Annotated in this window: 13 protein-coding genes; 10 read left to right on the top strand and 3 right to left on the bottom strand. The window is 73.4% G+C overall.

Annotated features, from left to right (window positions below):
* The 4 genes from RBJ77_RS11275 to RBJ77_RS11260 all read left to right on the top strand — a co-directional run bounded on the left by RBJ77_RS11275 (window position 1) and on the right by RBJ77_RS11260 (window position 9875).
* Window positions 1-2853, top strand: coding sequence for an NHLP bacteriocin export ABC transporter permease/ATPase subunit (locus tag RBJ77_RS11275; RefSeq protein WP_372344870.1), 2853 nt, complete (start codon window positions 1-3; stop codon window positions 2851-2853).
* An 81-nt stretch (window positions 2854-2934) separates the two neighbouring features.
* Entirely contained in the window at window positions 2935-3606 is a 672-nt protein-coding gene (locus RBJ77_RS11270) for an SLATT domain-containing protein (RefSeq protein WP_372344869.1), read from the top strand.
* Between the two features lie 28 nt (window positions 3607-3634).
* Window positions 3635-7807, top strand: a complete 4173-nt coding sequence (locus RBJ77_RS11265) for an FtsK/SpoIIIE domain-containing protein (RefSeq protein ID WP_372344868.1) — start codon at window positions 3635-3637, stop codon at window positions 7805-7807.
* 58 nt (window positions 7808-7865) lie between these two features.
* Window positions 7866-9875, top strand: a complete 2010-nt coding sequence (locus RBJ77_RS11260; protein WP_372344867.1) for a metallophosphoesterase — start codon at window positions 7866-7868, stop codon at window positions 9873-9875.
* Between the two features lie 17 nt (window positions 9876-9892).
* Here RBJ77_RS11260 and RBJ77_RS11255 read toward each other — a convergent pair whose 3' ends face one another.
* On the bottom strand, window positions 9893-11149 hold the full coding sequence (locus tag RBJ77_RS11255) for a hypothetical protein (RefSeq protein WP_372344866.1): 1257 nt from the start codon (window positions 11147-11149) through the stop codon (window positions 9893-9895).
* A gap of 377 nt (window positions 11150-11526) precedes the next feature.
* Between RBJ77_RS11255 and RBJ77_RS11250 the strand changes: the two genes are divergently transcribed.
* Genes RBJ77_RS11250 through RBJ77_RS11240 form a run of 3 tightly spaced genes read left to right on the top strand, consistent with a single transcriptional unit; the run spans window position 11527 to window position 16994 of the window.
* Window positions 11527-14418 (top strand): peroxidase family protein, encoded by a 2892-nt coding sequence (locus tag RBJ77_RS11250; protein ID WP_372344865.1) that lies wholly within the window; start codon window positions 11527-11529, stop codon window positions 14416-14418.
* On the top strand, window positions 14405-15799 hold the full coding sequence (locus RBJ77_RS11245; protein ID WP_372344864.1) for a hypothetical protein: 1395 nt from the start codon (window positions 14405-14407) through the stop codon (window positions 15797-15799). Before RBJ77_RS11250 ends, RBJ77_RS11245 begins: the two co-directional genes overlap by 14 nt.
* A gap of 58 nt (window positions 15800-15857) precedes the next feature.
* Window positions 15858-16994: a serine hydrolase domain-containing protein gene (locus tag RBJ77_RS11240; protein ID WP_372344863.1), complete on the top strand. Its 1137-nt coding sequence runs from the start codon at window positions 15858-15860 to the stop codon at window positions 16992-16994.
* Here the strand turns inward: RBJ77_RS11240 and RBJ77_RS11235 are convergent.
* Window positions 16960-17448, bottom strand: coding sequence for a beta-galactosidase (locus tag RBJ77_RS11235; RefSeq protein ID WP_372344862.1), 489 nt, complete (start codon window positions 17446-17448; stop codon window positions 16960-16962). The two genes, RBJ77_RS11240 and RBJ77_RS11235, sit on opposite strands and share 35 nt — an antisense overlap.
* A gap of 147 nt (window positions 17449-17595) precedes the next feature.
* On the opposite strand from RBJ77_RS11235, the gene RBJ77_RS11230 reads away from it, so the two are divergent.
* Complete coding sequence (locus tag RBJ77_RS11230) at window positions 17596-20238, top strand: TIM-barrel domain-containing protein (RefSeq protein WP_372344861.1); 2643 nt, start codon at window positions 17596-17598, stop codon at window positions 20236-20238.
* Window positions 20239-20299: 61 nt separating this feature from the next.
* On the opposite strand, the gene RBJ77_RS11225 is transcribed toward RBJ77_RS11230, so the two are convergent.
* Complete coding sequence (locus RBJ77_RS11225; RefSeq protein ID WP_372344860.1) at window positions 20300-21958, bottom strand: cytochrome bc complex cytochrome b subunit; 1659 nt, start codon at window positions 21956-21958, stop codon at window positions 20300-20302.
* Window positions 21959-22070: 112 nt separating this feature from the next.
* On the opposite strand from RBJ77_RS11225, the gene RBJ77_RS11220 reads away from it, so the two are divergent.
* Both RBJ77_RS11220 and RBJ77_RS11215 read left to right on the top strand, forming a co-directional pair.
* Window positions 22071-23309 carry a CynX/NimT family MFS transporter gene (locus tag RBJ77_RS11220; protein WP_372344859.1) on the top strand — a complete coding sequence of 413 codons (1239 nt, stop codon included), beginning with the start codon at window positions 22071-22073 and terminating at the stop codon, window positions 23307-23309.
* A 1105-nt stretch (window positions 23310-24414) separates the two neighbouring features.
* Entirely contained in the window at window positions 24415-25443 is a 1029-nt protein-coding gene (locus RBJ77_RS11215) for a type VII secretion protein (protein ID WP_372344858.1), read from the top strand.
* The last annotated feature ends 49 nt before the right edge of the window (window positions 25444-25492 follow it).

Raw genomic sequence — 25492 nt, 5'->3', positions numbered from 1 at the left:
GTGACCTACACACAGGCCGAGTTCCCTTCGGCGTCCGCGTCCGACCAGGTGGTGGCCGCGTTCGGCGGCCTCGGCACGCCCGTCGACTGCACGGGCCTGCGCAGCCTGCCACTGGAGGGGCCGCACGTGCTGTGGCTCGTCGTGGACGGCGCGCTCGACCTGTTCGCCGTGGACGCGTACGAGCAGGGGCACTGGCACTTCCTGGGCCGCCTGGAGCCGGGCACGCTGCTGCTCGGCCCCGTCGAGGGCACGCAACACACCCTGGTGGGGCGGCCGTTGGCCGGTTGCGCGGTGCGCCGCATCGCGCTGCGCGAACTGCCGTACACCCCGACGCCCGACCAGGGGGCGTACGGCGGCGGCTACGACATGGCGTGGAGCCTGCTGGAGGAGGCGTTCGCGCTCGGCGTCGGGCGTGGCCAGCGCGTGCTCTTCGAGGCGCCGCTGGACGGGCGCACGGTCGACGCGCACGACCCCGGCCTCGTCGGTGACGACGACGTGCTGTGGCCCCAGCTCTCCCCGGGCAGCGTGCAGTACGGCGCCGCGTTCGCCGCCGACGCCGCGGCCGATCTGCTGGTCGACGCCGCCCTGTGGCAGCGCATGGTGAACCAGCAGTACCGGCTGCTGTCCACGCTCGACCGGTGGATCGAACGCCTGGAGAGCGCGCACGAGGACCGGGCGGCGGCCGGGATCCGGGCGGGCGAGGCCGTCAGGGAGCAGGCCGACCGGACCCTGCTCGACTCCATCGGCGCACCCCGCAGACGCGGCGCGCGCGGCGCGGAGGCCGGGGCCGACGCGACGTACGCGGCCTGCAAGGTGGTGGCGGACGCCGTCGGCATCCGGCTCGTGGAGCCCGGCCGCGGCGGCGCGGTCAGCGACCGGATCGACCCGGTCGAGCAGATCGCGGTGGCGTCCCGGATCCGGACCCGCCCGGTGCGGCTCACCGGCGACTGGTGGCGGCAGGACACGGGCCCGCTGGTCGGCTTCCGGGCCGCGTCCGGGGCGCCGGTCGCGCTGCTGTGGCGGCGCGGCGGCTACGAGGCGGTGACCCCGGGGAGCGGGCCGCGCGAGCGGCGCAGCCGGATCGACGAGGACACCGCGGAGGACTTCGAGGAGCGGGCGGTGCTGCTCTACCGGCCGCTGCCCGAGGGCGAGTTGAGCCCGTGGCGGCTGATGCGGTTCAGCATGCGGCGGATGGGCGGCGACGTGCGCCGGCTGCTGCTCGCGGGTCTGGTGACCGTGGGACTCGGCGCGCTGGTGCCGGTCGCCACGGGCCAGGTGCTCGGCACGTTCGTGCCGAAGGCGCAGACGGACCTCATCACCCAGGTGTCCCTCGCGATCGTCGTCACGAGCGTGGTGTCGGCGGTGTTCATGCTGCTGCAGAACCTGACGGTGCTGCGGGTCGAGGGCCGGGTGGAGAGCGTGCTCCAGCCCGCCGTGTGGGACCGGCTGCTGAGACTGCCGACCCGGTTCTTCGCCGAGCGGTCCACGGGAGAGCTGGCGAGCGCCGCGATGGGCATCAGCGCGATCCGGCGGCTGCTGTCGGGCGTCGGCCCGGTCGTCGTGCAGTCGACGACGATCGGCGCGATGAACCTGGCCCTGCTGCTCCTCTTCAGCGTGCCCCTGGCGCTCGCGGCGCTCGGCATGCTGGTGGTCGTGGCGGGCGTGTTCCTCACGCTCGGGCTGTGGGAACTGCGCTGGCAGCGCCGGCTCGTGAAGCTGGGCAACAAGCTGAACAACCAGGCGTTCCAGACGCTGCGCGGGTTGCCGAAGCTGCGGGTGGCGGGCGCGGAGAGCTTCGCGTACGCGGCGTGGGCGAAGGAGTTCGCGCAGAGCCGGGAGCTGCAGCGGCGCGCGGGCCGCATCAAGAACGTGACGACGGTGCTCAACGCCGTGTATCTGCCGCTGTGTTCGCTGGTGATGTTCATGCTGCTGGCGGGCCCGGCCCGGGGCAGCCTGTCGGCGGCGGCGTTCCTGACGTTCAACACGTCGGTGACGATGCTGCTGACGTCGGTGACCCAGCTGACCGGTGCGCTGATCTCGGCGGCGGCCGTGCTGCCCATGTACGAGCAGATCAAGCCGGTGCTCGACGCGGAGCCCGAGGTGCGCGGCGCCGCGACCCAGCCGGGCGAGCTCACCGGGGCGCTGGAGGCCCGCGGGCTGTCGTACCGGTACGCGGACGACGGCCCGCTGGTCCTCGACGACGTGTCGCTGTCGATCCGGCCGGGCGAGTTCGTGGCCGTGGTCGGCGAGAGCGGCTGCGGCAAGTCGACGCTGCTGCGCCTGCTCATCGGCTTCGACGCGCCGGTCGGCGGCAGTGTCCTGTACGACGGTCAGGACCTCTCGGCGCTCGACCAGGCGGCGGTGCGGCGGCAGTGCGGGGTCGTGCTGCAGAACGCCCAGCCGCTGACCGGGTCGATCCTGGACTGCATCTGCGGCGCCGAGGCGTTCACGCAGGAGGAGGCGTGGGCCGCGGCGGCGATGGCGGGGCTGGCCGAGGACATCAAGCGGATGCCGATGGGCCTGCACACGATGATCTCGGGCGGCGGCGCGATCTCCGGCGGCCAGCGTCAGCGTCTGATGATCGCGCAGGCGCTGATCCGGCGGCCCCGGCTGCTCTTCTTCGACGAGGCGACGAGTGCGCTCGACAACGAGACGCAGCGCATCGTGATCGACAGCACCCGGGCGCTGCACGCCACACGGGTCGTCATCGCGCACCGGCTGTCGACGGTGCTCGACGCGGACCGGGTGATCGTCATGTCGCAGGGGCGCGTCGTCCAGCAGGGCCCGCCGGCCGAACTGCTGGCCGACGCGGGCGGCCGGCTGCACGAACTGGTGCGGCGTCAGATGGCGTGACCGGGTGCACGGCGGGGACAGGGAGCGGCCTGACCGGCTACGCTCACAGTGAGTGAACTCGCCTATGGCCAGGTGGTGTTGATGCTGCTTCGGGGGATCAGCGGTGACACGGGCGGTGACGGGCGCGGCCGCCCACGGGGTGACCTGCGCAGCCGGCCCTTCCCGGCGATCGCGTCGGGCACGGCGCAGGCCAGGCGTGACGCGCTGGTCGCGATCCGCGCGTGGGCCGAGCAGGAGGCCGAGGACGCGATCGACTGGTACCTGCGGGACCGGCGGCTCAAGCGGCGCGGCTCCCGCTTCATCCGCGGGCTGACGATCCTGCTGGCCGTCGCGGGGACGGCCGTGCCGCTGGCGAGCTCGATGAGCGGCGGCCCGCCGCAGGCGCTCGGCTACGTCCTGCTCGCGCTGGCCGCCGGGTGCAAGGGCTTCGACCACTTCTTCGGGCTGTCCGCCGCGTGGATGCGGGACATGGCGGCCGCGCAGGCGCTGCGGACGAGACTGAGCGAGTTCCGGCTGGCGTGGACCCGCGAGGAGCTGCTGTGCGCGGGCGCGGCCGCGGACGGTCCGGCCGGCCCTGACCGGCAGGACCTGGAGCGCCGGATGGAACTGATCAGCGGTCTGGTGACGGCCGTGCACACCCAGGTCGAGGGCGAGACGGCGAACTGGCTCACCGAGTTCAGGGCCAGCGAACAGCAGTTGAAGGACCAGACGACGGTGCCGGGGCCCGCGGGGTTACCGCCTGCGGGGCGCTGAGTCGGGGGAACGGACGGGGGCGAGCGGCATGGGCCGGATCTTCACGGTGATCGCGCCGGACGGCGCGGAGCGGGACGTGGTGGTGGAGGCCGCGGGGGACACTCCGGTGCGCGCGGTGGTGGCCGCGCTGGGGCGGCTGTGCGGGCTCGACGACGTGGCGTACTTCTCGGTGCGCGGGCCGGGGCCTTCGGCGGTCCTCGAACCGCACGACGGGCCGCTGGACGAGTCGCCGCTGCGGGACGGCTGCCGGGTGTGGCTCGGCCGGCCCGCGCCGGCGGTGAAGTCGCCGGGGCCCGACTTCACCGCCCTGCCGCCGGAGCTCCTGACGCCCGGCGGCGACGGCTGCATGATGTTCCGCAGGCCGCCGCGGACCCGCGCCACGGAACTGCCGGCCGTGACCGTGCCGCCGGTGCGGGTGCGCGCCGCCCGCTCGGGGCGGTCCCTGCGGTGGTTCCGCAGCCGGTGGGACGGTGCGGTCAGGACCGCCGCGGAGATCCTGCGGCCGTGGCCGGCGGAGCTGATGAACGGGGCCTTCGGCGAGTCGGCCCGGCTGTGGGAGCGCCGCACCGGCGACAAGGACCACCTGCTGCTGCGCCTCGGCTCCACCGGCGCGGTGGGCACGCCCGTGCCCGTCGCCCTCGATCTGCCGGCCACGGGCGTCCTCGGCGTCGCGGGTCCCACCCAGCCGGCCCGCCGGCTGTGTGCCTGGCTGGTCGCGCAGGTGGCGCTGCTGCACAGCCCCGCCGACGTCGGCCTGCGGGTCCTCACCTCGCCGTCCGGCGCCCCCGACTGGCGGTTCGCCCGCTGGCTGCCGGGCGTGCGCGCCCACGACGGCGCCGGCCGGCCGCGCATCAGCTGCGACAACGTGGGCCACCACCGGCAGATCGCCGAGGCGCTGGCCACGCTCCGCGACCGGCAGCAGCGCGGTCCCGTGCGGTACGCGGACGGGGTGCGCCGCAGTCTGGTGCTCGTGCTGGACGGGGCGCGCTCCCTCACCTCGCTGCCCGGGGTGTCCCAACTGCTGCGCGAGGGGCCCGCGTCGGGGGTGTACGTCATCTGTCTGGGGCCTGACAGCCGTTCGCTGCCGCCGGAGTGCGCGGCCGTCGTCCAGGTCGAGCAGTTCGCGCTGCGGACCGCGGCGGGGTCCCCGGCCGGCACCCGCTTCACCCTCACCCGGCGGGCCCGTGCCGACGTCACCGGTCTCGCCGACCAGGTGTCCGACCGCTGGCTCGACGAGATGGCCAGGGCCGTCGCCCCGCTGCGGGACGCGGCCGCCGAGGAGCTGCGCCCCCAGCCGCACCGGCTGCTCGACCTGCTGGGCCTCGGCACCCCCGACTCCCGGGAGATCGCGGCGCGCTGGGGTGCGTCGCCGCGCGGCACCGAGGTGCTCATCGGCCGCTCGACGCCCACCCCGGTCGCCCTCGATCTGCTCAGGGACGGGCCGCACGCCCTGGTCGCGGGCACCACCGGTTCCGGCAAGACGGAGTTCCTGTGCACGTGGATCGCCTCGCTCGCGGTGGCGAACCGGCCGGACGAGATGACGTTCATGCTCGTCGACCACAAGGGCGGCGCGGCCTTCCGCGGCCTGGTGCGGCTGCCGCACACGGTGGCCGTCGTCAACGACGTGGGGGCGGGTCTCGGGGACCGGGTGCTGGACGGGCTCGGGGCCGAGCTGCGGCGCCGGGAGCGGCGGCTGTTCGAGGCGCACACCAAGGACATCGCCGAGTACGCGGAGCTGCGCTCCCAGGAGCCGGAGAGCCCGGAGGACGCGCTGCGGCCGCTGCCCCGGCTCGTCATCGTCATCGACGAGTTCGCCTCGCTCGCCGCCGAGGAGCCCGGCTTCCTCCAGGGGCTCGTGGAGATCGCCCGGCGGGGCCGCTCCCTCGGCGTGCACCTCGTGTACGCCACGCAGCGGCCGGCGGGCGTCGTCGGGCCGGAGATCCGCGCCCTGACGAATCTGCGGATCGCGCTGCGGCTCATGGACACCGGGGAGAGCCTCGACGTCATCGACGCGCCGGACGCCGCGCACCTGAGCGCCTCGTCGCCCGGCCTCGCCCTGATCAGGACCGGCACCTCCGACCCGCTGCTGGTGCAGAGCGCCCGCGTCGGCGCACCGCACCGGCCGGTGGGGCGGGAGACGGTCGACGTCGACGACGTCGTCCCGTACGGCACCCAGCGGCGGGCCCCGCTGAAGCTGCACGCCGAACCCGACTCGGGCGGCACCACCGATCTCGAACTCCTGGTGGACGCCCTGTGCGAGGCGACGTCGCTGCTCGCCATCCCGGCCCCGCACACGCCGCTGCCGCCGCCGCTGAAGGAGGTCCTCTCCCTCACCGACATCCAGCCGCCCGGCCGCGGCCGGGATCTGGCGCCGCTCGCGTTCGGCCTGGAGGACGCGCCCGAGGAGCAGACGCAGCGCCCGGCGATCCTGGACCTGGCGCGGGACGGCAACCTGCGGATCGTGGGCGCGCCGCGCACGGGCCGCTCGCAGTTCCTGCGCACGCTCGCCGCGGCGGCGGCCCGTCAGCACGGCACGGCCGACGTCCACGTGTACGGGATCGACTGCGGCGACGGCGCGCTGCAGGCGCTCACCGAACTCCCGCACTGCGGCGCCGTCGTGAACCTCGGCAGGCCCGATCACATGGTGCGGCTGCTCGGCATGCTCACCGCCACCGTGCGCAGGCGCCAGGAGGTGCTCTCGCACGGCGGTTTCGCGGGCATCGGCGCCCAGCGGCAGGCCGTGGCGGGACCGCGCCGGATGCACTACCTCCTCGTCCTCCTCGACGGCTGGGAGGAGTTCCTGACCAGCATGGGCTCGACCGACGGCGGCCGGGCGGTGGAGGACCTGTACGCGGTGCTGCGCGGCGGGCCGCAGGTCGGCGTGTGCACGGTCCTCGCGGGCGGTCCGCAGATCCTCAGCACCCGGCGGCTCGTCTCCCTCACCGAGCGGCTCCTGGTGCTGCGGCTGCCGGACCCCGACGGGTACGCCAGCCTCGGGCTCACCCATCAGCGAATCCCTCAGGTGCAGCCCGCGGGGCGGGCGTTGAGCGCGGAGAGCGGGCGGCTGCTGCAGATCGCGACGCTGCCGGGGCCGACGACCCGGCAGGGCCAGACCGACGCGCTCGCCCGGTACGCGGCGGAGGCCCGTCAGCGGGAGACGACGCAGGGGCAGGGCAGCCAGCGCCCGTTCCGGATCGAGGACCTGCCGCTGGTGGCCGACCAGTTCCACGTCGGCACGGGCAAGGGCCGGCCGGTGGGGCGGGAGGCGGAGCTGGCGTGGCTGCGGGACCGGCACGCCACCGGGGCCTCGGTCGCGCTGCTCGGGCCGCGCCGGGCGGGCAAGACCTGGGTGCTGGAGGAGCTGTGGCGGCGGCTGCGCGCGGACGGCGCGACGGCAGTCCGGCCGATCGTGGTGCTGCCCTCCAGCGGCCGCATCGACACGCCCGACGCGCTGGCCCGGCTCCTGGACCGCCGGCTGTCCGGGCCCGGCGCCGCCCAGCGCCTCATCGACAAGGTGCGCAAGCGGTCGGGCTCGGACCGGATGGCGTTCCTGCTCGACGAGATCGGCCGGCTCGTCAACTACGACCCGGGCGTGGTGTCCTGGCTCCGGGATCTGGGGCAGGCCGGGGCCTGGCTCGTCTACACCGGCACCGAGAAGGACTGGCACCAGGTCGTGCACTGGGCGCTGACCGCGCCGGGGTCGAGCTTCGGCAACGACGTGAACGCGCGGGTCCTCGGCCCGCTGGACGACAAGTCGGCGCTGAAGTTCCTCACCGGGACCGCCGAGAACCTCGGGGTGAACATCGCCCCCGACCGGACCGGCCGGGCGGTCCTCGGCCTCGTGGGCACCTGGCCGTTCTACCTCCAGGTCGTCGGGGACGCGGTGGTGCGCGCGGCCCAGGCCAACGAGGTGCGGCCGCTGACCGACGACCGGGCGCTCGCCGAGCTGGTGGAGCAGCGGCTACTCGTCGAGTGGGACCACCACTTCCGGGCGCGCTGGGCGGAGATCGGGCGGGCCGGGCGGGCCGCGCTGCTCGCGGACCCGGGCCGGCTGCCGGTGGACGCGGCCCGCGCGCAGCGCAACGACCTGCGGGAGGTGGGTCTGCTGCGGCACGGCGACACCTGGCTGTCCGACCGGCCGTTCTTCGACTGGATCGGCCACAGCGAGAGCTCGCTGCGGGACGGGGAGTCGCGGCCGTGACCCGGCACACCACGGGATCGCCGCGAACGAAGACGAACGACCTCCGGGACTGACGACCATGAACACTTACCACCCCAACCAGGCCTACGCGCACGACCTCGACATCCGCTTCCCGGGGGAGCACGTCCCGTCGTGGGCCCGCCCCCTGGTGGACGGGCGGCAGCCGAACAGCGCCGCGTGGCTCGTCGTGATGGGGCGGCGCTCCGGCAAGAGCTGGCTGGCCCGGGCGGCGGCGGGCGCGCGGGCCGAGGGCACGGCGCGCCTGGTGGACCTGCGGGCCGGCGAGGCGCTCGTGCGCCGGCAGGGGCTCGGCTGTCTGATCGGCCGCCGCTCGGCTCCCCAACTCCCGCACGGCACCGTGCTGTTCGTCGACGAGCCGGCGCTCTGTCCGGACCGCGGCTCGGGGCCCGGGGTCGATCCGGCCGTGCTCGCCTCGGGGCTGCAGCAGGTGCGGGAGGCCGGGGCGATCCCCGTGGTCCTCGCGACGCCCGGCGAGCACGAGCTGCTGGCCCCGCACCTCGGGGTCGACCACCCCAAGGACGTGCTGCGGCCGCCGCGCCTCGCCCCCGAGGAGTGCGACCGGATGGCGGGCCGGGAGCCGGCCTGGGCGCCGGGCGTGGTGGAGCTGCTCCGGGTGCACTGCCCGGGCTGGCTGCAGACCCCGTTCCTGCTCGAACTGGCCCTGCACACCGCCGAGTCGGAGCCCGCGCTGCGCGAGGACGTGGCGGCCCTGGACCGGGCGGCGTACGAGACGGCCGTGCACCAGCACGCCTATATCGACCAGTGGTTCCACAACGGCCTGTCCCGGCAGGGGCGGGCACGGCTGCGCGCGGACCGGTGGCTGCGGTCCGGGGTGCCGGTGGGCGAGGCCGAGACCGCCGGCGCGGCCGGCGCGGCGGGGCAGCAGCGGGCGGGCGCCGCCGTCCCGGCCGCCGATCCGGTCCTCGCCCGCCACCTGCCCGAGGTGCTCCGCATCCACCACGTGTCCGATCTGCACCACGGCGGCAGCCTGCGGTCGAACGTCGACGCCAAGGACCCCACGGAGGCGGGCCTCAGGCTGGCCGGGCTCACCGGCGCGGGCACCTCGATGGACCAGTACCTGAAGCATCTGCGCCGGCTCGGCGAGCAGGGCCGCGCGCCCCATCTGCTGGTGGTCACCGGGGACCTGGTGAACCGCCCCCACCCGTCCTTCGGCCGGCTCGCCCTGAACTGGCTGCGCAGCGCGGCCAAGGCGCTCGCGGACCATCCCGATCTGCGGCCCGCCGATCCGCGGGTGCTGCTCGTCGGCGGCAACCACGACGTGTCGTGGGACCTGGCGCTCGATCCGCGGCCCGAGGCGCGGCACGAGTGGTTCGCGCAGACCTTCGCCGAGTTCCCGCACCCGGACCTCCAGGAGTCCCGGTACGACCGGCGGCGGCTGTACGTCAGGTATCCGGAGGCGGGGCTGCGGATCGCGCTGCTCGGCTCGGCCGAGTCGGGCGGCGAGGCGGCGCGGGACGAGGACCGGCGCAAACTGGAGGCGGCGCAGGCCGAGTTCGCGGCGACGGACGACGAGGACCGGTTCGGTGCGCTGGTCCTGGACTTCGAGCGGGTCGACCCGGGTGTCGTGTCGCGGGGCGTGCTGGACCGGCTCGGCCCCGAGCCGGGCTACACGACGCTCGCCGCGCTGCACCATCCGCTGTCGCCGGTCCCGGCTGTGGAGATCGCCCCGTACGCGGGGGTGGTGAACGCGGGCCAGGCCAAGCGGGCGCTGGCGGCGGCCGAGACGTCGCTGGTCCTGCACGGCCACACGCACCTGGGCTTCCTGGCCGCCGAGCGGTTCCTCGGGATGCCGCAGGAGTGGACGACGCGGCACGCGGGGGCGCCCGCGCTGGGCAGCGGGGAGACCGACGAACCCAACGGCTACAACGAGGTGTTCGTGGCCCGCGAGGGCGACGCGCACGTCCTCGCGGTGCGCACGGTCCGGCTGGTGGGCGGCGAGTGGGCGCCCTCCCCCGCGATCGCGTTCCGCCCGGGCGCCCCGGCGGAACTCGCCGAGGGACTGCTCTGCCTGGACCGCGAGGACTGACCGCAGGCCGCTGCCGGTCAGCGCACGTCGCCGAACTCGCTCAACACCCCTTCCGGGGCGAGGGCGTTGACGTAGTGGCCGGGTCCGTGGTCCTCGAAGGAGTACTTGAACGGGAGGGAGCGGGTCAGCGCGAGGCGGGCCGCGAAGAAGGCCAGCGGCGCCACCACCGCGAGCCCCGCGAGGCTGTCCATCTGCGGGTAGGGCAGAGCGGGGTCGCGGCGCTCGACCCAGCCCTGCTCGCGGGCCCGGCGCGGCACGGCGACGAGCCGGCGCAGCCGGGGCAGCGGGCCGGTGCCGGTGAGCAGGTCGCCGGGGAGCGAGACGGCCTCGGCGGCGGCGTCGGCGAGTGCGGCGAACGCCGCGTCGACGCCGTGGCGCGGCCTGCGGTAGTGGAACTCCCGGCCGAACGGCGCGTAGGGGCCGACCGGGCGCGGCGGCAGCGCGGGCACCACGTCCCGGTCGTAGATGTAGCGCAGGAGCCGGTCGCGCAGCAGACGGGTCCCGTTGGAGTCGGTCGCCCGCTCGCAGGCGCGCGCGAAGTCGGGCCCGCCGAGCATGGGCTGGCCGAACGTGTAGACGGCGCGCAGCCGGCGGGCGATGTGGGTGTAGCGCGGTTCGTGGACGAGGGTGACCGCCATGAGTGCGGCCATCGCGGCGCCCAGGCTGTGCCCGGTGATGTACAGCGCCTCCAGGCCGTCGCCGTACGTGCCCTCCTCGTGCGGGTCGACGGACTCGCCGCGCACGGCGCGGTCCAGGGCCTGGAGGATCAGGTACCGGGTGGCGCGCATGTTGCGGTAGAAGCCCGCGTGCACCTCGTGGGTGACGCCGTCGAGGTCGACGCGGAGGGTCTCGGGGTGCACGTCGGCGTCGGTGAGGATGCTGATGATGTCCTCGGGCTGGGTGCCGCGGTAGCAGAGGATCGCGACGCGGCGCTCCCGGTCCTGGAGGAGGTAGGCGGCCGAGGAGACGTAGAGGGCGTCGACGCGCTGCTCGAAGACGCGGCAGCGGTTGTCCTCCAGGCCGAGCCGGGTGGCCATCATGGCGACCGTCGCGGCGTCGCAGCCCTGGTCGTACCCGGCGTAGGCGTACGCGGACAGGGTCGCCAGGACGTGCGGGAGCACCCCGTCGGGGTCGGGGTGGATCTTGTCGTCGAGGAGCCGTTCCAGCAGGTCGGGGTAGACGGGAAAGGTCACCCGGCCCGGCTCGACGAACGTCGGTTCCTTCATCGGCCGCAGGTCGGCGAAGCTCGGCCCGTGTTCGGTCTCGTCCCGCATGGGGCACCTCCGGGGCGGCGGGCTGCCGAGTGCACCACCGGCGCCGGACGCCGTCAAGCCGTCGCTGACCGGCCATCGGCGGCGCCGCCGGGAGGGGCGGATGAGGGGCGGGCGGCGCAGGGTGCGGCGCCCGCCTCCCGGCCCCGCCCCGGCCGGCCGGACGCCTGCCGCTGACATGCCCGAATCCCTCTGTCCGTAGGTGAGTTCACGTGTGTGTGCGGAGCCCGGACATGGCGGGAAGCGTCGCTGTGGCGCGTCCGACGGCGCCGATACGGTCGCTGCCCCTCCCCCGTACGGGACAGCCATGTCCGAGGTTCCGAGAGCACGCCCCGCAGCACGACCTCCCGACGTACAGCACACGACAGGGACGGCAACCGATGGCCGAGAGCGAACGTCAGACTCCGTACGAGTCGTCACAGTACGAACGGTACGAGGGCGGAAGTCCCGAGGCCGAGCGCCTCGTGTTCCAGCGCCTCGCCCGTGAACTCATGAAGGTCCAGGTCGCCAACCGGCGGGCCTCCGGCGCGCCCGGCTACGAGCGCGCCTTCCACGCGAAGGCCGCGCTGGGCGTGGAGAACGCCCGGCTGCGCTTCGCCGACGACCTCCCCGCCGCGCTGCGCTGCGGCTTCGCCCAGCCCGGCGCCGAGTATCCGGCGACGGTGCGGCTCTCCAACGCCAGTGGGATGCGCGGCCCGGACGGCGCGCCCGATCTGCACGGCGCGGCCGTGCGGGTCCAGGTCACCGGCGACGAGAGCCACGACCTGCTGGCGACGAGCTTCCCGGTGTCGCACGCCCGCGACGCCCGTGAGTTCGTGGCGTTCGCCAAGGCGATGGCCGGCGCCCGCAGCCCGCTGCAGAAGGCGTTCGGGCTCTTCGTGAAGCTGCCGCTCGCGGTGGGCCTCGGCACGGCGAACCGGATGCGGCGCAACGTCCAGGCCGCCACCCGGCACACCGTCAACAGCCTGGCCCGCGAGACCTATTGGAGCCGGGGCGCGATGCTGTGGGGCGAGGCGGGCCCGGTCCGCTTCCTGCTCCGCCCGGCCGTCGGCGGCGGCGCCGAGCCGCGCCCCGACCGCACGGACCCGGACTTCCTGCACAAGGAGCTCGCCCAGCGGCTCTCCCGCGGCGACGTCGCCTTCGACCTGTGCGTGCAGCGCTACGTCGACGAGCGCCGCACCCCCGTCGAGGACGGCTCCGTCGAGTGGCAGGAGGCGATCACGCCGCCGCTCCCGGTGGCCCGGCTGACCCTGCCCCAGCAGGACGTCACGACGGCCGAGGCCCGCTCGGCGGCGCGCAGGATCGAGGAGCTGGCCTTCAACCCCTGGTTCACCACACCGGAGTTCAGGCCGCTCGGCAACATCAACCGGGCCAGGAAGGTCGCGTACGAGGCGAGCGCGGCGCAGCGCCAGGGTGCGCGCTTCACGACCGAGGAGCCGCTGCGCAACCGCGTCCTCGACGTCCCCGTGGCGTTCGCCTTCCGGGTGCTGAACCGGGTGGTGCCGTGGCACAAACTCCCGCTGGAGGCCAGCCTGTTGAACCTGGTGTTCCTGCGCAAGGTGCTGCGCAGGCTCAACCTCGTCGACACCGATGTGCCCGAGGCGCCGCCGAAGACCCGGTCGGTGCCGGTGCCGGTCGACGAGCGGCTGCGCACCTCACGCTCGTACGACGGCACGTACAACGACCTGTCGGCGCCGAAGATGGGTGCGGTCGGCGCGGCGTTCGGCCGCAACCTGAAGCCGGTGTACCGGCCCGACCTCTTCGACACACCGAACCCGGTGACGGTCAGCCGCCAGCTGCTGACCCGGGAGAGCTTCGTGCCGGCGACGTCCCTGAACGTGCTGGCCGCGGCCTGGATCCAGTTCCAGGTGCACGACTGGGTGAACCACCGCCGCCACAAGGAGGGCGGGAAGACGGTCGAGGTGCCGCTGCCGCCGGGCGGCGGGACCTGGGTGAACCATCCTGACGGGCCCGAAGAGAACGTGATGCGGTTCGCGGAGAACGAGGGCATCGACCTGCCGGGCGACGAGCCGCCGATCCTCTTCGGGAACACCGCCTCGCACTGGTGGGACGGATCCGAGGTGTACGGCGGCGACGAGGACACGGCCCGCCAGCTGCGCGAACCCGACGGCGGCGCACGGCTGTTGCTCGACGGCGGGCACATCCCCATCGACCGCACCGGCATCCCGATCACCGGGTTCAAGGACAACTGGTGGATGGGGCTCAGCGCGATGCACACGCTGTTCGCCCGGGAGCACAACACGGTGTGCGACGCGCTGCGCGCCCAGTATCCGTCGATGAGCGAGGACCGGATCTACCACACGGCCCGGCTGGTGGTCTCCGCGCTGATCGCGAAGATCCACACGGTGGAGTGGACCCCGGCGATCCTCGCGACGAAGGCGATCGACATCGGGCTGCGCACCAACTGGGAGGGGCCGCCGCGCAACTGGCTCAACCAGCTGGGTCTGTGGCTGCTGGAGTCGCACGCGCTGACCGGGATCCCGAAGACGATGCCCGACCACCACGGGGCGCCGTACTCGCTGACCGAGGACTTCGTCACGGTCTACCGGATGCACCCGCTGATCCCCGACGACTACGAGCTGCGCGAGCACCACTTCGGGCAGCGCCTGGAGACCGTCGGCTTCCACGACATCCAGGGCGCGGCCGCCGAGAGCCAGATCCGCAAGACGGGGCTCGCCGACACGCTGTACTCGTTCGGGATCGCGCACCCGGGCGCGATCACGCTGCACAACTACCCGAAGTCGCTGCAGCACTTCCAGCGCGAGGGCGAGATCATCGACCTGTCGGTGGTCGACCTGGTGCGCACCCGGCGGCGCGGCGTGCCGCGCTACAACGACTTCCGCGCGGGCCTGCACAAGGAGCGCATCCGCCGCTTCGAGGACCTGACGCGGGAGCCGGAGACGCTGGCCCGGCTCAAGGAGGTCTACCGCAGCGTCGACGAGATCGACACGGTCGTCGGCCTGTTCGCGGAGAACCCGCCGACCGGCTTCGGCTTCTCCGACACCGCGTTCCGGATCTTCATCCTGATGGCGACGCGGCGGCTGCAGAGCGACCGCTTCCTGACCGTCGACTACCGGCCGGAGATCTACACGCCGCTCGGCATCGACTGGGTGGAGAAGGGCGGCATGAAGTCCGTCGTGCTGCGGCACTGCCCGGAGCTCGCGGGTCTGCTGCCGCGCGAGGCGAGCGCGTTCGCACCGTGGCGGCCGGTGCCGCCGCTGGAGAACGGGGCGTCCCATGGCGACGGCTGAGGGTACGTCAGGACACAAGGGTCTTGACGATCTGCTCGCCCGCCCGTTCCTCAGGACGGTCTGGCGCCGCCGCACCCACCGGGTCTCCCGGGGCGCGTCGGTGCCGGCCGGCTCGATGAGCTACCGCTCGCCGCACAAGGCGGAGCCGCTGAGCGAGCTGGAGGAGGCGGTGCTGATCGCGGTCACCGGCTCCACCGGACTGACCATGCCGGACCGCCCGTTCGAGGACCCGCGGGACGGCAAGCCCATCATGGCCAAGCCGAACCTGACCATGACGGGCCGCACGGCGGGCAGCCCCGACAACGCGCAGGGCACGCACTTCTTCCTGATCAACGACAGCGGCACGTACTTCCTGCGCCGCCTCGACCCCGCCCCGCACGAGCCGTTCGACGCGCGGACGCTCGTCGAACGGGCCAGGAAGACCAAGGTGCGGATCCTCGACCACCGGCTCGACGTCGCCGAGGGCCTGCGCGACTTCCCGGCGTACCTGGACTCGAACCGGTTCCTGTCCAATCTGCCGGGAACGACCGTGCTGTTCCCGGTCGTCGACCTCTCGCACCAGTACATCAACGCCCTGATGTACCTGCTCACCCAGCCGGACGGGGCCCGTCCGACGCTCGTCGACGACCGCAATCTGTACCGTCCGGCGGGCGTGAAGAAGTGGATGGACAACGGCTTCCTGAACAAGGACCTGAAGCTGCCGCTGGGCGCGCTCGGCCCGATGCGCACCCAGATCGAGGCGGACCTGCTGCTGCAGACGGTGATGCTGACGGCGGAGGCGATGGGGCTCGGCGCCTGGATCCACGCGTCGATCAACCCGCAGATCGCCCTGGGCGACCCGAAGTTCCGCAAGGTCTACGGGAACATGCTCGGCTTCACGTTCGTCACGCCGCGCTGGCGGCTCGCCGACCTGTGGCGCTGGCACGTCCCGCTGCCCAGGTACGCGGCGCTGCGCTCGCACCCGGTGAGCCTGGCCGACCCGGCGACGGGCGAGCCGCTGATCGCGGCGGCCTGCCCGCCCGCCCACGCCTCCATGTCGGACGCGGTCGACGCGGTCGTCGAGTCGAAGTTCGGCACGGGCGGCACGTACGGCGACAAGGACGTCTTCACCCGGATCTACAAGGAGGACTACGGCCAGCGCTATCTCGCCGAGGCCAGCGAGTACGACGAGCGCGTCATCGACTGCGCCCGTGACGTCTGTACCTACGTCCTCGCCACGCACCGCCGTTTCCCCGCGCACACGGACGCCATCCACGTGCCGGGGATCTGGCTGCAGGCGCACCACGTGGAGGGCGAGTACTACGAGCGGTTCTTCACGAACGGCCTGACCGACGCGCACCGCGCCCACGACACGCTGTGGGACGGCCGGGCGATGAGTTGAGGGCGGCTTCGGGGTCACCCTTTCCGTACGGATCCGCACGCGATGGAGGGTGACCCCGATGACCGACGCCACATCCCTGCCCGACGTACTCGCCCCGCACGTGACGAAGGGGCCGGTGCCGGGAGCGGTGGCCCTGGTGGCCCGGGGCGACCGGAGCGAGGTGGCGGCCGTCGGGTACGCCGACGCGGAGGGCACGGCGCCGCTGGTGCGCGACTCGATCTTCCGGATCGCGTCGATCACCAAGCCGATCGTGGCGGCGGCCGTGCTGACGCTGGTCGAGGAGGGCCGGATCGCGCTGGACTCCCCGATCGCCCACTGGCTGCCGGAGCTGGCGTCGCCCACCGTGGTCCGCGATCCGGCGGGCCCGGTCGAGGACGTTCTGCCGGCGGTCCGCCCCATCACGGTCCTGGACGTGCTGACGTCCCGGGCGGGCTGGGGCTTCTCGTCGGACTTCTCGCTGCCCGCGCTGCAACCGGTGTTCGCGCTGATGGACCCGTTCGGCCCGCAGCGCGTCCCGGAGCCGGACACCTGGCTGGCGGCGCTGGCCCGGATCCCGCTGCTGCACCAGCCGGGCGAGGCCTGGCTGTACAACACCTGCTCGGACATCCAGGGCGTGCTGATCTCCCGGGTCACCGGCACCTCGCTGCCCGACTTCCTGGCCGAGCGGGTCTTCGAGCCGCTCGGCATGAAGGACACCGGGTTCGAGGTCCCCGCGGCCGAGCGCGGCCGCTTCACCAGTCAGTACAGGCCCACGGCCGACGGGGGCGCCGAGCGCGTCGACACCCCCGACGGCCAGTGGAGCGGCCTGCCCGCGTTCCCCTCCGGCGCGGGCGGGCTGGTCTCCACGGTGGACGACTGGTGGGCGTTCGCCCGGATGCTGCTCGCGGGCGGCGGTCCGGTGCTGTCCGCCGAGTCGGTGCGGATGATGACGACGGACCACCTGACGCTCGCGCAGCGCACCGCGAGCGATCTGTTCACCGAGGGCCAGGGCTGGGGCTGCGGCGGTTCCGTCGACGTGGAGCCGCGCGAGCCGTGGCAGGTGCCGGGCCGCTACGGCTGGGTGGGTGGCAGCGGCACCGCCGCGCACCTCACCCCGTCGACCGGGGCGGTGTCGATCCTGCTGACGCAGTACGCGATGGCCGGACCGACGCCGCCGCGGATCATGCGGGACTTCTGGGCGTACGCGGCGTCCTGAGCGGCGCCGGGGCCGCCGGCGTCCGGACCACTGCCGCGCCCAGCGGCGCGAGGCGGACGGAGCCGTGGAGTTCGGTGCCGGTCAGCAGGTCGGTGCCGGTGGCCGGGGCGTCCTCCGGCGTCGGCCAGGGCCCGGTCGAGCACGTCGCCGACGGCGTCCGGGAGGCCCGCCACTGGAAGGGGAGGACGCCGTCGGCGCCACGCGCCACGGCCTGGAGCGACCAGAGCCGTTGCGGGCCCGGCTTCTTGGGGACGTTGGCGGGCCGCCGGCTCACGGCGGACGGCGCCTGTTCCATCGGCAGCCACGGGGTGCCCTGCTTCAGGGAGCGCATCAGGTCGTAGTTCAGGGCGGCGGTGACGTGGGCGTCGGGGTCGGCCGGGTCCGGACAGGCGTCGTCGGACCGATGAGGGCGTCGGAGCAGAACCGGCCCTCGCCGCGGGTGAGGCCGGCTCATCCCTCTTGCCTCCGCCGTGTCTTTGCCGTCCCGACGTTGACATGAACCTGCGCGAGACGGAATCTTCGTGCGTGAACGTGCGCGCAACTCGCTTTTTTCAAGCACAAGTAAACAACAGTCGGTCGTTCTGAGCGGAGACGCACCCCTATGCGAGAACTGCACCAACGACAGCCGCACCGAAGAGCCCTGATCACCGCCACCGCCGCGCTGGCCCTCGGCGCGGCCCTGCTGGGCGCGCCCGCCCAGGACGCGGGCGCGGCGACCCCCGGCGCCGGCACCCTCGACACCGGCCACCAGAGCGTGACGTGGCAGAGCCCCACGTACGCGACCGGCACCGTCGACGACCCGAAGAAGTGCCCGCCCCTCGCCGACGACCCGGACGGGAAGACCTGCGACCGCTTCGACCTCACCGTGTCGGTGCCGGACGGGTACTGGGACGACAACCCCGAGGGCGGCGTGCCGATCTCGATCGAGTGGGCGAAGCAGCCCAGCGACGACTTCGACATGTACGTCTACGACGACGCGGGCAAGCAGGTGGCGTCCAGCGCGGGCACGGCCGACCCCGAGGCGACCGTCATCCCGAAGGCGAACGGCACGTACCACGTGGTCGTCGTGCCCTACGACGTGCACGACAACTCCTTCGTCGGCAAGGCCTACCTGCCCGAGACGACGGACGCCGGGAACCTCACCGCCTTCCAGGGCGGCGACGGCAGCTACGAGATCGCGGCGGGCGACCTCAAGGCGCGGGCCGACTTCCTGAAGGGCGGTCGACTCCGGCTCCAGGCCGACCCGTCGGGCACGTTCACCGACCCGGCCGGGCAGCAGATCGTGCGCGAACAGCCCGCCGCCGACCGGCACACGACGTCCTTCGACGCGGGCGCCTACTACGGCGTCCGCTCCTCGGCCGCTGTCCTGCGCGTCTACAAGAAGCCGCTGCGCTTCGGCCTCTACAAGGCCGACAACAGGACCCGGATCTGGCAGGAGGACAAGCCGCTGCGCTGGTCGACGGGCGGCATGCGGCAGAGCCTGGAGCGGGCGAAGGACGAGCAGTTCTTCGGCGGCGGCGAACAGAACGGCTCGTTCTCGCACCGCGACAGGACGGTCTACGTCGCCAACAACACCAACTGGAACGAGGGCGGCTACCCCAACTCCCAGCCGTTCTACCTCTCGTCGGCCGGCTACGGCGTCTACCGCAACACCTTCGCCCCCGGCGTCTACGACTTCGGCGCCTCGGTGCACACGGGCCAGCAGGAGCGCCGCCTCGACGCGTACTACTTCCTCGGTGACGCCAAGCAGGTCATCGGCGGGTACACGTCCCTCGTCGGCAAGCCGTTCATGCCGCCGGTCTACGGTCTCGAACCCGGCGACGCCGACTGCTACCTGCACAACGCCAACCAGGGCGAGCGGCACACCCTCGACTCCCTCAAGGTGGCCGACGGCTACGTGGAGAACCAGCTGCCGCTCGGCTGGATGCTCGTCAACGACGGCTACGGCTGCGGCTACGAGAACCTCGCCGAGACCGCCAAGGGCCTCCAGGACCGCGGCGCCCAGCTCGGTCTGTGGACGCAGGACGGCATCGACAAGCTCGCCGACCAGGTGAAGGCGGGCCAGCGCGTCGCCAAACTCGACGTCGCCTGGGTCGGCAACGGCTACGGCATGGCGCTCGACGCCTGCGACAAGGCGAAGGCCGGCATCGAGGACAACAGCGACGCCCGCGGCTTCGTCTGGATGCCGGTGTCCTGGGCGGGCGCCCAGCGCTGCGCGGTCCTGTGGTCCGGCGACCAGAAGCTGTCGTGGGACTTCATCCGCTGGCAGATCCCCACGTACGCGGGCGCCACGCTGTCCGGCATCGCGTACAACACCGGTGACGTGGGCTCCATCTACTCCCACGACGCGAAGATGTACGCGCGCGACCTCCAGGCCAAGACGTTCCTGCCCGCCATCATGACGATGGACGGCTGGGCGAAGGACATCACCACCGGCCAGAAGATCAATCAGCAGCCGTGGGTGGACGGCGAGCCGTACACCTCCATCAACCGCAAGTACCTGCAGCTGCGCGAGCGCCTCCTGCCCTACCTCTACACGCTGGCGAAGCAGGCGGCGGACACCGGCGTCGGCGGCGTGCGCCCGCTGTGGCTGGAGTACCCGGACGACCCGGACACCCTGGGCGCGCAGGCGAAGTACGAGTACCTGGCCGGTGACGACTTCCTCGTCGCGCCCGTCTACCAGGACACGGAGACGCGGGACGGCATCTACCTGCCCAAGGGCACGTGGACGGACTACTGGACGGGCAAGCAGTACGAGGGCCCGACGACGATCGACGGGTACCACGCCCCGATCGACACGCTCCCGCTGTTCGTGAAGTCGGGCGCGATCGTGCCGATGTGGCCGCAGGGCACCACGTCGTGGAAGTCCCGCGACACGTCCCGGCTCGGCTGGGACGTGTACGTGCCGGACCGCGGGCACAGCACGTACACGCTCTACGAGGACGACGGGGTGACCCGCGACTTCAAGAAGGGCGCGTCGGCGACGCAGCGCGTCACGGTCGACACCGGGCGGACCGGTTCCGTGATCGACGTCGGTGCGAGCAAGGGGAGGTACGCGGGCAAGGTCGCCCGGCGCGCCTACACGTTCACGGTGCACGGGACCGGTGCGCCGGACCGGGTGACGGTGAACGGGCGGGCGGTCCCCGCGAGCGACTGGTCGTACGACGAGGAGAAGGACGTCACGACGGTCAGGACGGCGTCCCTGTCCACGGACCGGGCGTTCACGGTCCGGGTGGACCACTAGCGGGACGGGAGCCGCGCGCCCAGGTACGCACGGGACGCGCGGCTCCCTCTCGCCCCCGCCCTCAGTCGACCCGCTCCGACTCGTGCCAGCCCGCGTGCAGCGCCCGGTACTCCTCGGCCGTGGCCTTCGGGACGTACGTCCCCGGCCCGAACATGGCCTTGGCCAGCCGGGCCCGGACGCGCTGGCGCACGGTGAACTTCCTGGCCACCCCGTTCTCGTCGACCCGCGGCCCCAACTCGTAGGCGACGGGCTGCTCATGAGCGTTCAGGGTGTACAGCTCCGCCCGGGTGAGCGGTTCGTGGACCTCGATGTACTCGCCGTGCGGCAGCCGCTTGATCACGCCGGACTCGCGGCCGTGCAGCGCCTTCTCGCGGTCCCGCAGCTGCAGTCCGTTGCAGATCCTCTTGGTGATGATGAACGCGAGCGCGGGCAGCAGGAAGACCCCGACGCGCACCGTCCAGGTGATCGCGTTGATGGACAGGTGGAGATGGGTGGCGACGATGTCGTTGCCCCCGCCGATCAGCAGGATCGCGTACAGCGTCAGCCAGGCGACGCCGATCCCGGTCCGCACCGGCTTGTTGCGCGGCCGGTCGGCGACGTGGTGCTCGCGCCGGTCGCCGGTGATCCACGCCTCCAGGAACGGATACACCGCCATGAAGGAGAGGATCAGCGGGAACAGCGTGAACGGGATGAACACGCCCAGTTGCAACGTGTGCCCCCAGGCGTTGATCTCCCAGCTGGGCATCACCCGGATCAGCCCCTCGGAGAATCCGAGGTACCAGTCGGGCTGGGCGCCGGTCGTGACGAGATCCGTCCGGTACGGGCCGAAGGCCCAGACGGGGTTGATGGTCGCGACCGCCCCCATGAGGGCGAGGACCCCGAAGACGAGGAAGAAGAAGCCGCCCGCCTTGGCGACGTAGATGGGCAGGAACGGCGCCCCGATGACGTTCTTCTCGGTCCGTCCGGGGCCCGCGAACTGGGTGTGCTTGTGGTAGAAGACCAGGATCAGATGGGCCACCACCAGCCCCAGCATGATGCCCGGCAGCAGCAGGATGTGGACCGGATAGAGCCGGGCGATGAAGTCCTCGCCGGGGAATTCGCCGCCGAAGAGGAAGAAGGCGATGTACGTCCCCACGACGGGGATCGACAGGATGGCGCCCTGCGCGAACCGCAGCCCGGTGCCGGAGAGCAGATCGTCGGGCAGCGAGTATCCGGTGAGTCCCGTGACGATGCCGAGGAACAGCAGCATCCAGCCGAACAGCCAGTTGACCTCGCGCGGTTTGCGGAACGCACCCGTGAAGAACACCCGCATCATGTGCACGAGCATTCCGGCGACGAAGACCAGCGCCGCCCAGTGGTGGATCTGCCGGATCAGCAGACCGCCGCGCACTTCCATGCTGATGTCGACCGTCGACTCGTACGCCCGCGTCATGATGATGCCCTTGAGCGGTTCGTAGGAGCCGTTGTAGACGACTTCGGTGGTGCTCGGATCGAAGAAGAGCGTCAGATAGGTGCCGGTGAGGATCAGGATGATGAAGCTGTAGAGACAGATCTCGCCGAACATGAACGACCAGTGGTCCGGAAAGACCTTCCGCATCTGGGACTTGGCGAGCTGGTAGAGCCCGAGCCGGCCGTCCGCCCAGTCGGCGAGCCGCTCACCACCGCCCGGCGGCTTCCCCCGCCGCCCTCCGCCGCCCACGCGCTCGATGTCATCGCTCATGCGACTCCCCCTCAAGGCCGTCGAGGCACAGTCAGGGTAGAGCGGGGCGAGGCACTGCCGACAGACCACCGCGCGAACCGGCGGGCCGGACCCGTCGCTTACGTTGAAGCACATGCCGCACAGCGTTCGACCCTCCGTCGCCCCGTCACCCCCGACCACAGCCCGGGGTGTCGCCGCGCGCCCCGCCGCGGGGGCCCTGCTCGCCGCCGGGCTCCTCCTCATCGCGATGAACCTGCGGCCAGGCGTCGTCTCCGTCTCCCCCGAGCTGGACGCGATACGCCGCTCGACGGGGCTCAGCGGGTCCCTCGCGGGCCTGCTCACCACGCTGCCCATCCTCTGCTTCGGGCTGCTCGCGCCGTTCGCCGCGAAGCTGTCCCGGCGGATCGGGATGACGCGGGCGCTCGGCGCGATGATGGCGCTGCTCACGGTCGGCATCGCCGTACGTCTCGCGCCGGGGCTGCCCGCGCTCTTCGCGGGGACCGTGCTGCTCGGCGCCGCCATCGCCCTGTCGAACGTCCTCGTGCCGAGCGTCATCAAACGCGACTTCCAGCACCGCACCGGCCTGATGATGGGCCTCTACTCGGTGGCCCTGTTCTGCGGCGCCGCCCTCGCCGCCGGTGTCACGGTGCCGCTCGGCGACGCGCTCGGCGCGGGCTGGCGCGGGGCGATCGGAGTGTGGGCGGTGCTCTCGGCGCTCGCGCTCCTGCTGTGGGTGCCGCAGCTGCGCCGGCCCGACCCGACGGCGGCGGCCACCGGGCCCGGGGCGGACTCCCGCACCCCGCTGCGCCGTTCACCGCTCGCCTGGCAGATCACGCTCCTCATGGGCCTGCAGTCCCTGGAGTACTACGCGTGCGCGGCCTGGATCCCCGCGATGCTCACCGACGAGGGCATGTCCAGCACCGGGGCCGGCTGGATGCTGTCCCTGATGAGCCTCGTCGGGATCGCCGGCTCGCTCACCTTCACCGCGCTGGTGGGCCGGGCCGGGCAGCAGGTGGCGTTCGCGCTCACCGGCACCGCCCTGTTCCTCGCCTCCCTCATCGGCCTGATCGTGGCGCCGGTCGGGGGCGCCTACGCCTGGATGCTGATGCAGGGCTTCGGCTCCGGCCTGCTGATCAGCACGGCGCTCGCCGTGATCGTGCTGCGCTCCCCCGACGCGGGGCGCGCCGCCGAGATGTCCGGGATGGCGCAGGGCGTCGGCTATCTGCTCGCCGCCTCGGGCCCGTTCCTGCTCGGCGCGCTGCACGACGCGACGGGCGGCTGGACGGTCCCGCTGACCGTCCTCGCGGTGCTGTGCGTGCCGATGGGGATCGCGGGGGTGGGGGCGGGGCGCCCCCGGCACCTGGACTCCTGACCCCGGCCCGGCCCCGGTGCTCCGTACGGCCAGGGGCTTTGCCACTGTGACCGAAGCGCGGGAGATAGGCTTTCGCGGCCGGTGGTCCGCTGGAGGCCACGGGGCGTACGTGACCTGTAGAGGCTCGATCCGGGGGTCTGCCGATGGAGTTCGAGGTGGAGACGAGGACGACCGGTCGACCCGACCGTCCCGGCACGACTACCGGCCACCGGCCGTGGTGAGCCGCGCGGCGGGCGCGGCGGGCTCCGCGGGTCCCGGTGCGGATGCGGCCGGAGCCGACGGCGTCGGCGCTGGTACGGCGGGTCCGGTCGACGCCGGTGCGGCGGGCGCCGCGGGCCTTGGCGCAGGCGCGTCCGGGACCGCGGGCGTCGGTACCGGCACGGCGAGTGCGGTGGATGGCGGTGCAGATGCGACTGGTGCGGCGAGTTTTGACCCCGGTGCGGCCGATGCCGCAAGTCCCGGTGCGTCTGCGGCCGACGCCGCGAACTCGGCTGCAACCGCGGCGGACGGCCCCGGCCTCGGTGTGAGCGCGGCCGGGGTCCCGGACACGGATGCCGGTGCGGTCGGTGCCGCGCCACGTCCCGCCAAGTCGCCGCTCCCGGTGCGCCGTCCGGACGTCGACCGGCCCAATCCGGGGCGCCGCCGCATCCGTTCGTCGACGTCGGGGGCGCTCGCGAAACGATCCTCCACCTCCCCGTCGACGGCTCCGGGCCCGCTGCCCGGCACCGGCGCGACGGACCGGACCGAACCGGCCCCGGTGGCACCGCGGAACACCCCGGACCCAAGCCCCGCGCCCGCCCCGGACCACGCCCCGGCGGAGCCGACCGCTCCCGAGCCCGTGGACGCAGTCCCTGCCCTCGCGCCCCAGCTCGCCGACCACCCCGAGCAGGCAGCACTCCCCGCCGCACCGCAATCCACCCCAACACCCCCACTCGCACCCCAATCCCCCACCACGCCGCCGCCTCCCGCCCCACTCCACGCAACCCACACCCCACCCCCCACACCCGCACTCCCTCCCCCGCCGCACCACATTCCCCACCAGCCCTACGCACCCCACCCGCCGGCCGCCCCCGCGTCCCCGGCCCGACACACCGCCTCGCACACCATGCCGCTGCCCGAAGTGCCCGCGTCCGTTCCCGGCGGAAACGTCACGTCCGCCCCGGACACGGCCCCGGTGGTCCGGCCCCGGCCGGGGACGCCGAGTCTTCCGTTCCCCGCTCCCGAGTCCGTGCCCACCGTCGATCCGCGCCTCACGCAGGCGCTGGGGAAGCCGGTGCACGGGGACTCCGTGGCGCGGCGGACCGGGCAGTCGATCCGGCGGATGTCGCTGTCCGGGACGAAGGAGAGCCCGGAGGAGACGCGGCTCGCGCGGGAGTTGCAGCTGCCGGTGAGCACGGGCCGGGTCGTCGCCGTGACGTCGATCCGGGGCGGCGTCGGCAAGACCACCACCGCCGCCCTGGTCGCCCGCACCCTGCAACGGTTCCGGCAGGACCCGGTCCTGGCCCTGGAGGCGGACGCCGCACTGGGCACGCTCGCGGTCCGGCTCGGCGCGCAATCGGTGCGCTGGTCGTGCGCCGAACTGGCCCGGATCCTCACGCCGTCCATGCACCTCATGGACATCAGCGGCTACCTCGTCCCGCTGCCCGACGGCGGCTGGCTGCTGCCCGCGAGCCAGGGCCGGGTGGGCCCGCCCCTCGACGTGCCCACCTACCGCACCGTCACGCTGGCGCTGCGCCGCCACTTCGCGGTGACGGTCGTGGACTGCGAGACGCTCCCCGGGGAGGTGGCCAGGACCGCGATGGACACCGCGCACGCCCGCATCGTCGTCGCCCCGATGACCGCCGAGGGCGTCGGCGGCACCCGCGTGGTGCTGGACTGGCTGGCCGGGCTGCCGCACTCCGCCCTGCCGTCGACGATCGTGGCCCTCACCTCGGGCGCGCCCGACCAGCACCTCGACCTGCGGACGGCCACCGCCCACCTGCGGGAGACGGGCGTCGGCGTCGTGCACCTGCCGTACGACCGGCACCTCGCGGGCGGCGGCCCGATCCACACCGACCTGCTGGCCTCGGCCACCCGCGACGCCACCGCACGGCTCGCAGCGGAAGCGGTGCAGCGGGCGGTGCACGTCCGGTGACGCCGCTGAGCCCGGAGGACCCGCCCGCGGCAGGCGACTGCACGCTGGC

This window comes from Streptomyces sp. KL116D (genome assembly GCF_030766975.1).
Lineage (GTDB): Bacteria > Actinomycetota > Actinomycetes > Streptomycetales > Streptomycetaceae > Streptomyces > Streptomyces longispororuber_A.
The sequence above is the reverse complement of the archived record's forward strand: the minus strand, read 5'-3'. Positions and strand labels throughout refer to the sequence as shown.

What these genes read in the sequence shown, in the direction of transcription:
- RBJ77_RS11270 (WP_372344869.1), top strand. Translation starts at nt 2,935, where the DNA reads ATGCTGCTTCGGGGGATCAGCGGTGACACGGGCGGTGACGGGCGCGGC.
- RBJ77_RS11265 (WP_372344868.1), top strand. Translation starts at nt 3,635, where the DNA reads ATGGGCCGGATCTTCACGGTGATCGCGCCGGACGGCGCGGAGCGGGAC.
- RBJ77_RS11260 (WP_372344867.1), top strand. Translation starts at nt 7,866, where the DNA reads ATGAACACTTACCACCCCAACCAGGCCTACGCGCACGACCTCGACATC.
- RBJ77_RS11255 (WP_372344866.1), bottom strand. Translation starts at nt 11,149, where the DNA reads ATGCGGGACGAGACCGAACACGGGCCGAGCTTCGCCGACCTGCGGCCG.
- RBJ77_RS11250 (WP_372344865.1), top strand. Translation starts at nt 11,527, where the DNA reads ATGGCCGAGAGCGAACGTCAGACTCCGTACGAGTCGTCACAGTACGAA.
- RBJ77_RS11245 (WP_372344864.1), top strand. Translation starts at nt 14,405, where the DNA reads ATGGCGACGGCTGAGGGTACGTCAGGACACAAGGGTCTTGACGATCTG.
- RBJ77_RS11240 (WP_372344863.1), top strand. Translation starts at nt 15,858, where the DNA reads ATGACCGACGCCACATCCCTGCCCGACGTACTCGCCCCGCACGTGACG.
- RBJ77_RS11235 (WP_372344862.1), bottom strand. Translation starts at nt 17,448, where the DNA reads ATGAGCCGGCCTCACCCGCGGCGAGGGCCGGTTCTGCTCCGACGCCCT.
- RBJ77_RS11230 (WP_372344861.1), top strand. Translation starts at nt 17,596, where the DNA reads ATGCGAGAACTGCACCAACGACAGCCGCACCGAAGAGCCCTGATCACC.
- RBJ77_RS11225 (WP_372344860.1), bottom strand. Translation starts at nt 21,958, where the DNA reads ATGAGCGATGACATCGAGCGCGTGGGCGGCGGAGGGCGGCGGGGGAAG.
- RBJ77_RS11220 (WP_372344859.1), top strand. Translation starts at nt 22,071, where the DNA reads ATGCCGCACAGCGTTCGACCCTCCGTCGCCCCGTCACCCCCGACCACA.
- RBJ77_RS11215 (WP_372344858.1), top strand. Translation starts at nt 24,415, where the DNA reads ATGCCGCTGCCCGAAGTGCCCGCGTCCGTTCCCGGCGGAAACGTCACG.